This is a genomic window from Leptolyngbya sp. FACHB-321 (genome assembly GCF_014695975.1).
Taxonomy (GTDB): domain Bacteria; phylum Cyanobacteriota; class Cyanobacteriia; order Leptolyngbyales; family Leptolyngbyaceae; genus Stenomitos.
Genome location: NZ_JACJPI010000034.1, coordinates 1 through 13,058, shown reverse-complemented (window position 1 = coordinate 13,058; position 13,058 = coordinate 1). Strand labels below are relative to the sequence as shown.

General features: G+C 49.8%; 15 protein-coding genes and 3 pseudogenes. 9 read left to right on the top strand and 9 right to left on the bottom strand.

Going from position 1 to position 13,058, the window contains the following annotated elements; all coding sequences use genetic code 11:
- The first annotated feature begins 268 nt into the window (after nt 1–268).
- A pseudogene (locus H6F76_RS04300) lies at nt 269–943 on the top strand (IS6 family transposase).
- Nucleotides 944–1,102: 159 nt separating this feature from the next.
- Here the strand turns inward: H6F76_RS04300 and map are convergent.
- Nucleotides 1,103–1,927: pseudogene (gene map / locus H6F76_RS04295) on the bottom strand (type I methionyl aminopeptidase).
- A gap of 118 nt (nt 1,928–2,045) precedes the next feature.
- Here map and H6F76_RS04290 point away from each other — a divergent pair.
- From H6F76_RS04290 to H6F76_RS30900, 3 genes are all read left to right on the top strand, one after another.
- The gene (locus H6F76_RS04290) at nt 2,046–2,231 is read left to right on the top strand and encodes a CopG family transcriptional regulator (protein ID WP_190506240.1); all 186 of its coding nucleotides are present in this window, start codon (nt 2,046–2,048) and stop codon (nt 2,229–2,231) included.
- A 211-nt stretch (nt 2,232–2,442) separates the two neighbouring features.
- Nucleotides 2,443–2,700: a DDE-type integrase/transposase/recombinase gene (locus H6F76_RS31350; protein WP_347275976.1), complete on the top strand. Its 258-nt coding sequence runs from the start codon at nt 2,443–2,445 to the stop codon at nt 2,698–2,700.
- Nucleotides 2,701–2,742: 42 nt separating this feature from the next.
- The gene (locus H6F76_RS30900; RefSeq protein ID WP_277881185.1) at nt 2,743–2,865 is read left to right on the top strand and encodes a hypothetical protein; all 123 of its coding nucleotides are present in this window, start codon (nt 2,743–2,745) and stop codon (nt 2,863–2,865) included.
- A 241-nt stretch (nt 2,866–3,106) separates the two neighbouring features.
- On the opposite strand, the pseudogene H6F76_RS31345 reads toward H6F76_RS30900, so the two are convergent.
- Nucleotides 3,107–3,490: pseudogene (locus H6F76_RS31345) on the bottom strand (nuclear transport factor 2 family protein).
- 342 nt (nt 3,491–3,832) lie between these two features.
- Between H6F76_RS31345 and H6F76_RS04275 the strand changes: the two are divergent.
- Nucleotides 3,833–4,501, top strand: a complete 669-nt coding sequence (locus tag H6F76_RS04275) for an AraC family transcriptional regulator (RefSeq protein WP_190506234.1) — start codon at nt 3,833–3,835, stop codon at nt 4,499–4,501.
- Between the two features lie 189 nt (nt 4,502–4,690).
- Here H6F76_RS04275 and H6F76_RS04270 read toward each other — a convergent pair whose 3' ends face one another.
- The 3 genes from H6F76_RS04270 to H6F76_RS04260 all read right to left on the bottom strand — a co-directional run bounded on the left by H6F76_RS04270 (nt 4,691) and on the right by H6F76_RS04260 (nt 7,252).
- Nucleotides 4,691–4,969, bottom strand: coding sequence for a double-stranded RNA binding motif domain-containing protein (locus H6F76_RS04270; protein ID WP_190506232.1), 279 nt, complete (start codon nt 4,967–4,969; stop codon nt 4,691–4,693).
- Nucleotides 4,970–4,981: 12 nt separating this feature from the next.
- On the bottom strand, nt 4,982–6,037 hold the full coding sequence (locus tag H6F76_RS04265) for an RNB domain-containing ribonuclease (protein WP_190506230.1): 1,056 nt from the start codon (nt 6,035–6,037) through the stop codon (nt 4,982–4,984).
- Between the two features lie 345 nt (nt 6,038–6,382).
- Complete coding sequence (locus H6F76_RS04260) at nt 6,383–7,252, bottom strand: YwqG family protein (protein WP_190506228.1); 870 nt, start codon at nt 7,250–7,252, stop codon at nt 6,383–6,385.
- A gap of 270 nt (nt 7,253–7,522) precedes the next feature.
- On the opposite strand from H6F76_RS04260, the gene H6F76_RS04255 reads away from it, so the two are divergent.
- The gene (locus tag H6F76_RS04255; RefSeq protein WP_190506226.1) at nt 7,523–7,837 is read left to right on the top strand and encodes a hypothetical protein; all 315 of its coding nucleotides are present in this window, start codon (nt 7,523–7,525) and stop codon (nt 7,835–7,837) included.
- 425 nt (nt 7,838–8,262) lie between these two features.
- Here H6F76_RS04255 and H6F76_RS30285 read toward each other — a convergent pair whose 3' ends face one another.
- From H6F76_RS30285 to H6F76_RS04240, 3 genes are all read right to left on the bottom strand, one after another.
- Nucleotides 8,263–8,439: a hypothetical protein gene (locus tag H6F76_RS30285; protein ID WP_242036524.1), complete on the bottom strand. Its 177-nt coding sequence runs from the start codon at nt 8,437–8,439 to the stop codon at nt 8,263–8,265.
- Nucleotides 8,440–8,544: 105 nt separating this feature from the next.
- Entirely contained in the window at nt 8,545–10,233 is a 1,689-nt protein-coding gene (locus H6F76_RS04245) for an NAD(P)H-quinone oxidoreductase subunit 4 (protein WP_190506238.1), read from the bottom strand.
- A 373-nt stretch (nt 10,234–10,606) separates the two neighbouring features.
- Complete coding sequence (locus H6F76_RS04240) at nt 10,607–10,891, bottom strand: hypothetical protein (RefSeq protein ID WP_190506222.1); 285 nt, start codon at nt 10,889–10,891, stop codon at nt 10,607–10,609.
- A gap of 186 nt (nt 10,892–11,077) precedes the next feature.
- On the opposite strand from H6F76_RS04240, the gene H6F76_RS04235 reads away from it, so the two are divergent.
- The 3 genes from H6F76_RS04235 to H6F76_RS04225 all read left to right on the top strand — a co-directional run bounded on the left by H6F76_RS04235 (nt 11,078) and on the right by H6F76_RS04225 (nt 12,586).
- Nucleotides 11,078–11,266, top strand: a complete 189-nt coding sequence (locus H6F76_RS04235) for a hypothetical protein (protein ID WP_190506220.1) — start codon at nt 11,078–11,080, stop codon at nt 11,264–11,266.
- A 502-nt stretch (nt 11,267–11,768) separates the two neighbouring features.
- On the top strand, nt 11,769–11,933 hold the full coding sequence (locus H6F76_RS04230) for a hypothetical protein (protein WP_190506217.1): 165 nt from the start codon (nt 11,769–11,771) through the stop codon (nt 11,931–11,933).
- A gap of 41 nt (nt 11,934–11,974) precedes the next feature.
- Nucleotides 11,975–12,586 (top strand): hypothetical protein, encoded by a 612-nt coding sequence (locus H6F76_RS04225; RefSeq protein ID WP_199321909.1) that lies wholly within the window; start codon nt 11,975–11,977, stop codon nt 12,584–12,586.
- 190 nt (nt 12,587–12,776) lie between these two features.
- On the opposite strand, the gene H6F76_RS04220 is transcribed toward H6F76_RS04225, so the two are convergent.
- On the bottom strand, nt 12,777–13,058 hold a 282-nt coding region (locus H6F76_RS04220), incomplete at its 5' end, for an ATP-binding cassette domain-containing protein (RefSeq protein WP_190506215.1).

The following is a 13,058-nucleotide window of genomic DNA, read 5'->3' as shown; positions in this document are numbered from 1 at the left end:
GGCAAGCCCACCGACAAAATCATCGCGGAAACGGCGGATATGTGGGCTTTTGCGGCTCACTGGACGGGGTTGAATGTCGGGACTGGGAAATAAACGGGCATGAAGCAACACAGGAAATTAACATGCAGTAGAAAATCGATTTCTTTTAATGTCTTTGGCGATCGTATCCCCTTCGGTTGTGTCGCAAGAAATGATAAGGTGGGGACCTTGAATTTCTCTAGTCTTGTTCTAAATGACGACTGACTCCTTGTTTAAATAGCGGCACTTTTTGCCTGAAGTTATTCTGCTGAACGTGCGGTGGTCTTGTCGCTATTGCTTGAGCTACCGAGATTTGGAGGAAATGATGGCAGAACGAGGAGTTCAGGTGGATCACTCCACGATTAACCGCTGGGTTTTGAAATTTGCTCCAGAACTAGATAAACGCATTCGACCCTTTTTGAATCCCACCCACGATTCGTGGCGAGTGGACGAGACTGACATTGAAGTGAAAGGCGAGTGGAAATCCTTGTACCAAGCCGTAGATTCGGAAGGGAACACCCTAGATTTTATGCTGAGTGCGAAGCGGGATGGAAAAGCGGCGGTCCGCTTTTTCCACAAAGTGTTGGGAACGAAGCACACTCAAACTCTCCGAGTGATGACGGTCGATAAAAATGCTGCTTATCCAGTTGCTGTAAAGGCATTGAAGCAAAATCAGACGTTGAAAGCCGAGACCGAACGACGATAGAGCAAGTACTTGAACAACATGATTGAGCAAGACTATCGGTATGTAAAACGGCTTGTCAAACCGATGATGGGATTTCAATCCTTCAACACGGCAAGCAGAACGTTGCGTGGAATTGAAGCAATGGCGATGTTTCGTAAAGGACAAGTGAAAGGAATCAATCAAGGGAATAGTGGATCTCAAGCAAGATTCATTAATGAACGCTTTGGAGTGAGTGCTTGAAGCAATTCGAACGAGACCAACTCGTTTGTCACTTTCAAGTCTTTGCGACAGAACCCTTGCATCTACACCAGCAATCTTTGCTCGTCCGTTGCGCGGTGCTTGTCATGCCATGATTGTGCTGTCAACGGAAAACCTATTGAAAGCACTGCTTCTCTAAATTTAAGCAAGAGTTAAGATCTCTACGCTTTCCTCTGTCACAGCAACTGTATGCTCAAACTGAGCAGAGAGTTTTTTGTCTTTCGTAATCACAGTCCAACGAGCCGCGAGAGCTTTAAGCTCATAAGTCCCTTCGTTTAGCATCGGTTCAACCGTAAAAACCATTCCTGGACGCAGCTTCAACCCACTGCCTCGTTTGCCATAGTGCGGCACTTGAAACTCTGTATGCATCTGCCTGCCAATGCCATGTCCAACCATGTCTCGCACAACTGAGAATCCACTTGCCTCGGCATATGCTTGAATTGCAGCGCCAATATCACCCACTCTTGCACCAGGCTTGATTTCAGCAATCCCTCGCATCATCGATTCTTAAGTGGTTTCAACTAGTTTCCGGGCTATTGTGGATACCTGACCCACTAGAAATGTTCTAGACGTGTCGCCGTGATAACCTTCTAGCCTGGGGGTGACATCGATATTGATGATATCGCCGTTTTTAAGAATTTGCTTTGGGTTTGGCATGCTATGACAAACCACTTCATTCACGCTAGTGCAAATGGAACCTGTAAACGGGGGGTAACCAGGAGGAGCATAGCCAAGTGTGGCACTGATGGCACCATGAGCTTGCATCCAACGCGCTGCCTCATCATTTAAAGCTTTCGTACTCACTCCAGGTTGCACCATTGGTTCGAGATGATTGAGGAGCTTTGCAGCAAGTTGTCCAACACGACGCATTTTGTCCATTTCTCTGGCTGAGAGCAAGACAAGCCCCCGATTCATTGATGGCTGCACGCGATTGGCGGTGATGGAAAGCAAATTTTGATGGTTCATCTCTAAAGTCTCCGTTACTCTTGCTAGACCATGCTGTGCTAGCATGGTCTAGCACAGCATGGTCTAGCTTGTTGATTGTATGCTGGGTATGAAGCAGAGAGTAAAAACAAAATTTAGTATGGGCGGAAAAACAGACTTAGATAGAGTGGTCGCTTACATTCCTTCAGTGTGGAAAAAGGAATTGGAAGCATGGGCAGAGGCAGATGAGCGCTCCGTCTCTTGGCTAGTTTCAAAATTAATTGATAAGGCTTTGCAGGAACGTCGAACGCAGCAAAGTCCTTCAAAAGTGGTGAATATGCGTTGAAGCCAGTGCTAGCGACTTTATGCAAACACAGAAATTGCGGTTGTGTTGCAAAAACCGGTGAATGGTAAGGGCGGTAAGCCCAACCTTGCTTTTTCCCACTCCGATGTCTACTTCATCCCTGTTTAAGTGGCGGCATTTTTTGCCGGAGCTCATCCTGCTGAACATGCAGTAGTTTTGTCGCTACTCCCTGAGTCTGCGGGCTTTGGAGGCAATGATGGCTGAGCGTGGAGTGAACATGGATCACTCAACAAGCAATCGTAGGGTCTTGAGGTACGCCTCGGACCTGGACAGACGCTTTCGACCCCACCTAAAGCCGACAAACGACTCGTGGAGCACCGACGAGACTGACATCAAAATCAAGGGAGTGTGGAAATCTTTGTATCGCGCTGTCGATTCAGCCGGTAACACCCTTGAGTTGATGCTGAGCGCCAAGCGCGATGGCAAGACAGCAGCAAGCTTCTTGCGTTAAGTGCTCAAGGGTCAGCACACTCAGACTCGATGGGGTATTAACGTGGCTAAGCATGCGGCTGACCCAGTGGGCATGGCAACGCTGCAGTCTGAAGCAACGTTTGCGAAGGAGACCGAGTTGCGGCAGAGCCAGTCTTTGCATCACGTCATTGAGCCAGATCATTGAACCATCAAGCGGATGGTGAAACCGATGCTGGGGTTGAAGGTTTTTAATCTTGCCAGAAGCACGTTGAGCGGCATCGAGACCATGAATCTGCTTCGTAAAGGGCAAATGAAAGGAAGCGGCTAAGGGGATAGTGTCTCTCTAGCCAAGTTTATAGAAGCAAGCTTTGGCATGGCTGCTTCAGGGGATGCAAACATTACCGATCGGTTGTCCTTAAAAAGTTTTTGCGACACAACCGGCGTTGTTAGGCACTAAGTCCGGATGATGAAAGTAGGCAGACTTTCATAGATTGAATCAATCCATCTTTAAAAGTGAAACGTTGACCGACGTGCTCATCGGCAAGCACAGTTCCAGCCAGAGCGCGCACAACCTGATGGACCTCGACCAAGACCTGCCCACCCTCCTTCGGGCTAAAGGCAATCGGCTCGACATGTGCGTTAATCTCGCTCCACTGCTCCATTCAGTAAGCGCGCACTGCTTCCGGCCCACGGAGAAAACCGCCTTTGAACGCCCTTGGTCAATGCACTTCGGGAGTCATAATGACGAGTGCGGCATTAATATCGCGCGCGTTAAAGGCTGCATAAGCCGCGCGTAGTAGCTCGATTTCTGGGACCGGTTGCTTTGACATAAGAGGGAAGGAGAGAGGAGAATATTCCTACTGTAGGTGTAGCCTCAACCTGCCGTCTCATCCAATTCTGCTAAAATTAGCCTCATCTTGCTTGAGCCGTGAAAGCTTGACTGGGTTAAAGCCCATCATGAATCATGCAACCGCACACTTGATCTGACAAACCAGCAGGAAGCAGCGCGAGTGCTGCCACAAACACCCCTAGTCGCTAGCTATCATACGGGCTGGAAAGGGTTAACTTTCATCCACTACTGCCATCCGCCCCACAAAACGGTGGAGCATTGCCTTCTACAACATTCACTGGTGATCACAGACCCCAAAAGTTGTTTTTAGGCAGAGCGTTGGTTGGACGGCAAAGTTAAACACTATGCCCACGGCAATGGTTGTGTCGATGTGATCCCAGCCTTTCTAAGCCATTGGACAAACTGGGATCAGGCAGTCGAATTTTCGGTGATTGCAATTTGTCTAACCTTAGTGAAGCAAACCACTCAGGAATTGATGCAGCGTGAAGTAGAACTGATTCCACAGTTTTCGATCGCTGAGCCGGTCATCCAGCAATTAGCCCTCGCGCTTAAGATGGAAACCCAAACGGGTTGTCTGTCTAGCAGGTTGTATGGCGAGTCCTTGGGAACAGCGCTTGCCGCTCGTTTGGTGCAGAACTATGCAGTCAGCAAGCCTAAGTTCAAAGCCAACAGTTTACCCCAGTCACAGTTAGCGCGAGTCATGGATTACATCAAGGCGAATTTGGCACAAGATTTGTCGATTTTGGCTTTGGCGAACCTAACCAGCATGAGCGAATCCCACTTTAGCCGCTCCTTCAAGCAATCAGTGGGCATTGCGCCCTATCAGTATTTGATGCAACAACGTGTGGAACGAGCCCAGCAATTACTGAAACAGCCAGCCATTTCAATTAGTGACATTGCTCTAAATTGTGGCTTTGCCAATCAAACTCATCTAACAAAAGTCTTCCGGCAGCTAACAGGGGTGACACCCAAAGCTTATCAAAAGCGATGATCCAAAGTGGCTTTTAGGGTCACAATTGTGAATGAGCAGAAAATATAGCGCAATTTGCAAATGAGTTGCGCAACGAGTGAGAGCAGCTCCAGTCTAGTGTTCTAGCTTCTGATAAGTTGACATCCAACTGCATTGAAGGAACAGCAATTGGAAGTGAATCAAACCCTGCAACGCGCACAGGTTTCAACTTTATAAGCTTGTGCTACCTATTTGCAAATTGAGCAAAAGATTTTGCTCAGTCACAGCCCTGATGGCGTGTGGACTGGCAGCACCACTCTCAATCTGCTCCCAAAGACCCTGAGCGGGTTTGCTCTTAGCCACTTTCTTACTGCTGCCCTCGCCTTTACCCACAAGGTCAAGACACTCACAGACGCACTGAAACAAGCCGCTGGTTGTGGCGACTGAGGCACACGTGTACTCAGGCAGTGGCACACCCAAGTGTTGAGCGTATTGGTTGAGCGAACTCACATAGTCCGATGCCTAGTTCGCTGCTAGCAGAGTCTCTGGCGCGGGACGCACCAGCTCAACTGGCAGTGGCGCTGCTGTTTCTGGTAATTGTGCTGCGGTACTGCTGACCAGTTTCTTCCAAACCCACGCTTCTAGCCAACGGTACGCAGAGTCTTGCTGTGCTAACACTTTACGCGGAGCGATCGACCAAGCAGGCGGACACCGCTCTTTGCCTTCCTGATTCACAACACAAAGCACTGCCCAACCAGCCGGTGTGCTCTGTTCTTTGAACTCAACGGTGGGAGTTGAGTGCCAGTGCGTGCGAATCAGGTTCATGACTTGCAGGCTCATGGGGTTGCCGGCGATCGCCTTCAACGCCTGCATAAACTGCTGTCGGTCAACCGGCAGTTCGTTGAGGTCACGGTAGTCATGGCTGCGGTACAGCCAACAGTGCTGATGGTCGTGCATAAACTCAGAGACGACCCGATTCGTCAGGATCATGAGTTCCGCATTGATTTGCTGGGAGCGCAGGATTTGCGCGACTACGCGACCGTCTTCGTCAATGTAATTCGTTCCCACTGTCCGACCGTAGATCGCCCCCTGCTGCTGCCATTGTTGTGCGAGTTGCCGCGTCACCTGTTCTAACAGTTGGAGTTCGGGTTGCAAGTGGTGTGGCGCTCCCCGCAGAATCCCCTCTACGGCGTCATAGCTAAACTGCTCCTGGCTGACGAGCACCTGTTCACGTGGGGACATGTCCAGCAGTTCACCCTGTAGGTCAACCAGGATGCCCACCGTAAGTACAGGTCGCTCCACGAAGGGCAACAGACTCATCGATGCTTCAAGGCTAGGGGGAAACATTGGCTTGCGCGTGGTTGACAGGTACGCGGTCTCGCCACGTTTAAGTGCTTGCCTATCTAGAAAACCGTCCTGTTTTACCTTACGTGCTACGTCCGCAATATGCACCTGAAGCCGCGTATTATTGCCCTCTGTCTCGACCCAAACCGCGTCGTCCAGGTCTGTGGAACTCGCACCATCGATTGTGAAGCTTGTCACTCTTGCCATCATGAAGGGTCTAGCGTTGCTAACCATAAGGGGGTAGAGGTCACATTAAAAGCCCAGTGAGTCTCGCCTGTCTCCTTGTGGAATATACCGCTACGGAGGCTGTGCCGCCAAATCTTCTTGCACTCTTTCTCCCAGCAGTCGGCTCAAACCAAAAAAATCACAATGAGCAACTCAATCACTTCCGCGCTTTGCGTTGAACCGTTAGCTAGTGTTTTGTCTTGATCGCAGCACTGCCTAACTTTAGTAGCCTGCCTGAAGAGCGACTGCTACGTCAGCCAAGCAGTACGAGAGGAGATCGAAGCAAACCTATTCTTACCCACTGCTAAGGGTTGTGTCGTAAATACTTTTTAGTGACACAACCGAGAATTGTAACTAGCGATCGAAGTAGAAAACAACTTTTGAAAAATCGCGCCGCAGTAAGTCTGATCGCTTGATCAGGAAGTAAAGATGGAACCCAGCAACATTGACGTCTCTCGTACTGATCAGCCTCAAGAGAAGTTCAAAAGGTTCATCAGGATCCCAGTCCGTTCTAGGAAAGATGTCGTGTCGTGGATCACCTTGTAGAAAGCCCGGATAACCGCTGAGTTTATGGCCACCTCCCCTTAATAAATTCAATGCTGTGATCAGATTCTTGTCGTCAGAATCTGCCAACTCTCCTAATGCAGTTTCATAGTTCTCCCCAAAAAACTCAAAGTCTTCAAGAGCGATCGTCAGGTCTGCAAACTCTGTATCGGATGAAGCAGCAGGAGCAAGTTTTCGCTCAAACTGAAGCGTATGGTGAGTTGGGATGAAGGGATTATTGGATTGAGGTCGGTTGTGAGTTTGGGGAATGAAGTCATCAAGGGGGGCAGGAAAAAATAAAGCTGCTGCATCATTCTGTTGATGCAGATCAAATCGATAATCAAACTCTTGAAGAGGCTGGTCGGCAAGATAAAACTGAAGCAACCCGGTTTCTGGAAATTCTTCTAGTGATGGGACTTCTGCAAAATTAATCTGTGCTAATAAAACCGCAGGTTTGCCTTTTAATCGAGGATATTCAAATCCAACTGGCAGATCAGGGAAGCCTCCCAATCGGCTTTGCCCAACTGTGGGAGCCTGACTGCTCTGACTTGGCACAACATCGATTTCGATAAACGGCTGAATCGTGCTTTCGAGTGCCTCAATTTCTGCTGTAGATAAGTCTTCCTCTAACCTTTGCCTCAGTGCTGATCCAGTTCCTAAATTCTCTAATTTGTAGGTCATAAGTAGGTGGTTGTAATTAATTGTAAGAGAGAATTTGGCAGCTTCGCTCCCAAGCAGGGGGTTCCACCCTCTCCACCCTCAAAATTATCTTCAGTTTAATTACATCCAGCTACTTACGCCAGCAAAACCAGTATGATATCGGCTACCGCTTTGTTCACCGTCCAGCTGTATAACAATCCCGTTGCACACCGACTGCATCAAGTTAGCTATCTGTTACCCTTGAGCTAGTACTAGCAGTCAAGTGCCAGCAACATCTACGCACTCAAACCGATGGAACTAATCATCTTCATCAGCATTTTGTTTCTTGTTTTCGCTCTATGCGGCGGCACTGGTGCTCAATCTGCGAGCTTGCAACGTAAACGTCGGGGCGGTTCTGATCGCTTAGCGAGTCCTATTTTCATGTTTGGTGGTGCGAGTCATAGCAATTATAGTGATAGCAGCAGTAGTAGCAATTTTTCTAGCGGTGATAGCGGTGCTAGCAGCTATGGTGGAGACTGTAGCGGCGGTAGCAGCTATAGCGGCAGTGATGGCGGTGGTGGGTTTTCTGGTAGTGATGGTGGTGGCTCTTCTGGCGGTGGCTGTTGAACCGCGCAACGTTTACTGGTTGTGTCCCAGTACTGCAGGGCTTAGATGTCTACGCACGTAAGGTTGAGGACTTGCTTGCCGACGAGTGAAACGCTTAGACAAGCATAGCAACAGAACACCATCTAGCAGTGCGCTGTACGTGACGATGCCCTGCAAGTCCTGGTGTAAGCGGCAGCGCGACGGTTCACGTCTACAGTGACCGGCGTCTGCCAGGTGCTGGCCGTCCACAGACTTAAGGCAAGTGCCAACGGGAGGCGTAGTTGCCCAGCGAGCAGCGTAATCAACTTACGGTGCAGAGACAGAACCAACCCGGTCAGAGTGATCGGGTTCTTTTTTGCCCTATGAGGCTTAGTTGTAGCAGCGGAGTTAAACTCAGCGGAGCGGTCACCCACTCCGCTGGTCTTCAGAAAGCGTCCGTGAACGATTCAAAATTCACCCGTATCATGATGCGCCGCAACGTCGAGAGACTGGGCAGTCGTTGCTGCGGTCACTGCAATAGCGTCAACCATGCCGTTTGATGTCGAGCCACAAAGTCGGCTAGCGGCCGATACCCCGTGCAACCGCTCATCGTGCCCATCAGAACCAGTAACAAAATGACCCACAGCGGGTACTCCGGTTGCGTCCGGAAATCCCGAATCGTTTGCAAAGGCTCAATGAGACTCATGCGACCACCGGTTCTAGGTAACAACCTCTCTATCTTCCATTTTCTACGACTGATGGATCAGCTCTGCTGCGATCTCAGAACTCCATCGCCCCTGTGCCGAGCGCTGTAACGCCTCTGGAAAAGCCTCATGATAGGCCGCCCGCACCTGGGCATTGACCGCCATCGTTTTCACGTCATACATTTGGGTCGCCAACTTGGGATAACACCCGATCGCAATAATCAGCCCCAGAAAACAAACCGCAATAAAAACCTCCCGGTAATTGGCATCCTTAAACTCTGCCTCCTCTGGCAAGACACAGTCCGTGCCAAAACAGTTCGCCTCTTGGTTGCCCTGGGCCTTCAAATCTAGATCATTCAGGTCACAGGCAGGCACTAGGTCACACATTTGATCAGCGCTGGCTCCATGAAACACCTGCCGTACCATCGACAGCAGATAGATCGGCGTCAGAATCAACCCTACTGCCGCCAGGAAAATGGTCACCAAGCGAAAGGTCAAACCATAGATGTCTGTTGTGGCCAAGCCGACAAAAACCGCCAGTTCTCCGACAAACCCACTCATCCCTGGCAACGCTAAGGACGCCATTGCCCCCATGGTGAACAGGGCAAACACCGTAGGCATTGCCTGCCCCAATCCACCCAACTGATTCATCATCATCGTGCGGCTGCGATCGTAGGTAACGCCTGCCAAGAAAAATAACACCGACGCAATCAGCCCGTGAGACAGCATTTGCAGCATCGCCCCACTTACACCTAAATCACTATAGGAAGCAATCCCCAGCAGCACAAACCCCATGTGAGAAATTGAGGAATAGGCCAACCGCCGTTTCATATTAGTCTGTGTAAAGGAGTTCAGCGCCCCATAAACGATGTTGACCAGCCCTAAAATCGCCAACACTGGCGCAAAATACACATGGGCATGCGGCAGCAGTTCCAAGTTCAACCGGATCAGCCCATACCCGCCCATTTTCAGTAACACCCCTGCCAGAATCATCGACACTGGAGAAGAAGCTTCGCCGTGAGTGTCCGCCAGCCAAGTATGAAGGGGGAAAATTGCCAATTTGACCCCAAAGGCCACCAGCAAGCCAGCGTACAAAAACAATTCCAGCCCCAAGGGAAACTGCTTTAACCTTAGTTCAGCAATATCAAAGGTGAACGTATCACCATAGAGCCCCATCCCTAGGGCTGCCACCAAAATGAAAATCGAAGCCAGGGCCGTATACATCAAGAACTTCGTCGCTGCATAGGCCCGATTTTGCCCGCCCCAAATACATACCAGCAGATAGACCGGCACCAGTTCCACTTCCCACATGATGAAGAAGAGCATCAGGTCTTGGGCCACAAACACCCCTACCTGGGCAGCATACAGAATCAACATCAGTGCGTAGAACAGGCGCGATCGCCGATCCATCTGCCATGCGGCAAACATTGACAGCGTCGTCACAAAGCCTGCCAATAGCACCAGCGGAGCCGAAATACCGTCCACCGACAGCGCCCAACTCAAGCCCAACTGCGGTAACCAGATCACCTTTTCCGCCAGTTGGAATGTCGCCTGGCTCGCGTCGTAATGCTGCCAAAAGGTATAGAACATCAGTACGAAATCAGCCATGCCAACCCCTAACGCGTACCAGCGGACAGTCTTGCCGCTTTTGTCAGGGATCAAAGGAATGAACAACGCGGCTACCAACGGCAGCAGCACAATCACGGTCAGCCAGGGGAACTGTTCAATCATGATAAGAATAAATACCTATCCACTGAGTTAAGACCATCTTACTTAACTGTGAGACTCATCATCTATAAATCCTTTGCTGATTCGCCATGGACTTAGCATTATGGCTCTAGCGTAGAAATTGCCTAAGCCCCTCTTTCTTGTGGCTCGCTTGCCGCAGTGGGTAACCCTTCCCTACCCAAGAAAGCAGGGCTGATCTATTGAAACAAGGAAAAGAGCGTCGGGAGATCATGGGCAAGACAGCGTCAGCCCTGGTAATGGAGTCAAAGCCGTGGTGCCGAAAGCGATTGAGCGCTATCGTTCGCACAATGGCAAAATTCGCTGGGGCATTGCCATCACAGAGAGGAGAACCATCCTCTTTCAAGACCACATCTTTGACTCAATACAGACGATTTTCAATGTACCAATGTTGGCGAATGCGTTGCGCAAACGCAGCTGCATCCAGCGTCAACGAACTGATGTAGAACATGGTTTCGGTAAACGGTCGGTTCGCTCTGGTGACCACCCGCTCCACGCGCATGATCCGTTGTACGCCCACCCGCTGCGGATTAATCCCGGTAACACGGTCTAAGACACTCACTGTGCGTTGCGTTTGGCGGTCACGGGTCTGCTCCGTTGGCGTGTCTAGACTTTGGACTGGCACTGGCTCAAACTGAGTCTGCAACTGCTCAAATAGGCTTAGTTACAGGGGTGATTGAAGGGTTGTTATCATGCGATGCAATGAGAGCGAATCTGAAGCCCGAAACAACGCAAATTCGTTAATTAATAGAGGTAGATGTGGACTACGTCAGAATCTAGTAGTACAGACCGACTAGCCTCGATTGCTCTCCCTACAAGGGTTTCAGCCTCATTGCATTTTATAGCAGCAACCCTTCAATCACCCCATTTAGGTGGTGACAGTACGCCTGACCTCCTCTGGCGCAATGCGGCGACGGGGCTAGCCGAGGTTTGGCAACTGAGCGGTTTTAGCTATCTGCAAGCGTATCAGTTCCCTCACGTCCCGAGTGAGTGGAGCGTCAGACCCTTCACGACCGCTTAGCTCGAAACGGGCACTAGACACTGGCACAGTTCTGGCCAGCGACCAAAACCGTGCCGAAGTGAGCCGTAGTTTTAGAGGGTAGTCCCTTCGAGCCTTGCGACTAAAGCTCACTCTTTCGTGGTTAGTTGCTGCCACCCGCAACTAATGTGAATGAGCAGAAAATATGGCGCAATTCGCAAATAAGTGGCGCAAACCTGTAAAGCTAGAATCTGTCAGCGTTTTAGGCTCTTGGCTTACTTCTAATCACTGCTGCATCAACACAGTTCATCTCAGGTGATCAGCGCCCAGAACGGTAGTCTGGAGACATGTTGACTGATTGCACCACTCATTTGCGAATCACGCCAAATCTTTTGCTCATTCACACTTAAGCTTGAAGAACAAACACTGACAATCAACTTGCTTGACCATACGCTACCACCCGTTGACACGATACTCGGCGTTTTGGTCTGGCTACTACAGCCTCGGTAAACTGAGCTTTGCAGCTCAAGCAAAACCAACAACTATGCTCGACCCCCAAGACTCTTCAGGCCAAAACAACATCGACATTAGCGCCAAAATTAACCTCAACGAGCCACAAACGGCTATTGTTGCCGCCTTAGTCAACGGAGACTGTCGGTTACAACAAGACCCCGAAACGAAAGCTTATCAGCTTTACAGGCATAGTTAAGTCTACAACCGTTTCAAACCTAGCCACAGGAGCGTAACACTGTGCCCATACTTCAACCGAATCAAAGCTACACCTTCAGTGACTATGGCAAAATGCCCTATGAACCAGAAGACATACTCGCAGAGCTAGATTGCAGTCTTGTTCGGGAAACACTCACTCTACCAATGAAGCAGGGCGAAATTGTAGGGCTTGACCAACTAAGACGACAGTTAGAACGTAACCTTTCCCGCGTAAGCCTGACGACAGAGACTTCCAGGCGTGAAGCACTCATAGCACCAACGCTCTTTGAAGTTTGTGAACAGGTTAACAGCCCGCTCAAATCTGAATACACCATGAACGTAAGCGACCGTTTGAAGGGCAGTGCTGATTACTTTATTCCTGGCAAAACAGGACTACTGATCATTGAGGCAAAGCAAGCTGATCTAGCACGTGGGTTCACCCAACTAGCTACTGAGTTAATTGCCCTTGACCAGTGGATCCAACACCCAGCACCGACCTTTTACGGTAGCGTCACTACAGGAGACTTGTGGAAGTTTGGCGCGTATCGACGCAGCCAACGGCAAATTGTCGAAGACCGTCATTTGTGGCAACTACCAGAACAGTTAGAAACGCTGATGCGTATACTTATTGGTGTGATTGACGCTGAAGTTTAACGACAAAGGACACAAGGTGGACGACAAACGAAACAATAAAACCTATGGCTTACAACCAATTCAGCTTTCAAAGGGCAGGGAAAGGCTGGATGCTGCCTGTCACCTTCAGCAAGCTGTTACTCGAAACATTATGAACGCAACCGCCTGTAGGCGATCGCGGTAGACAAGGAAAAAGCTCGGTTTGAAAGTATTATTCGGCTGCAGCAACCAAGTCGGGATAATCTGCTAGACGACCATCTTCCATGTATACAATGCGATCGGCAATGTCTAAAATGCGGTTGTCATGAGTCACCATTAAAATCGTACAACCTTGTTCTGCTGCTAGTTTTTGCATTAGTTCCACCACATCACGTCCCGATTTTTTATCCAGCGCGGCAGTAGGTTCATCAGCCAGGACAAGCTTGGGACGGCTGACTAGGGCACGGGCAATTGCCACTCGCTGCTTTTGTCCACCCGATAAGCTATCTGGGTA

Excerpts from the sequence above, each read along its gene's own strand:
- H6F76_RS04260 (WP_190506228.1), bottom strand. The coding sequence starts at position 7,252 with ATGACCTACAAATTAGAGAATTTAGGAACTGGATCAGCACTGAGGCAA.
- H6F76_RS31350 (WP_347275976.1), top strand. The coding sequence starts at position 2,443 with ATGATGGCTGAGCGTGGAGTGAACATGGATCACTCAACAAGCAATCGT.
- H6F76_RS04230 (WP_190506217.1), top strand. The coding sequence starts at position 11,769 with ATGCTCGACCCCCAAGACTCTTCAGGCCAAAACAACATCGACATTAGC.
- H6F76_RS04290 (WP_190506240.1), top strand. The coding sequence starts at position 2,046 with ATGGGCGGAAAAACAGACTTAGATAGAGTGGTCGCTTACATTCCTTCA.
- H6F76_RS04255 (WP_190506226.1), top strand. The coding sequence starts at position 7,523 with ATGGAACTAATCATCTTCATCAGCATTTTGTTTCTTGTTTTCGCTCTA.
- H6F76_RS04265 (WP_190506230.1), bottom strand. The coding sequence starts at position 6,037 with ATGGTTAGCAACGCTAGACCCTTCATGATGGCAAGAGTGACAAGCTTC.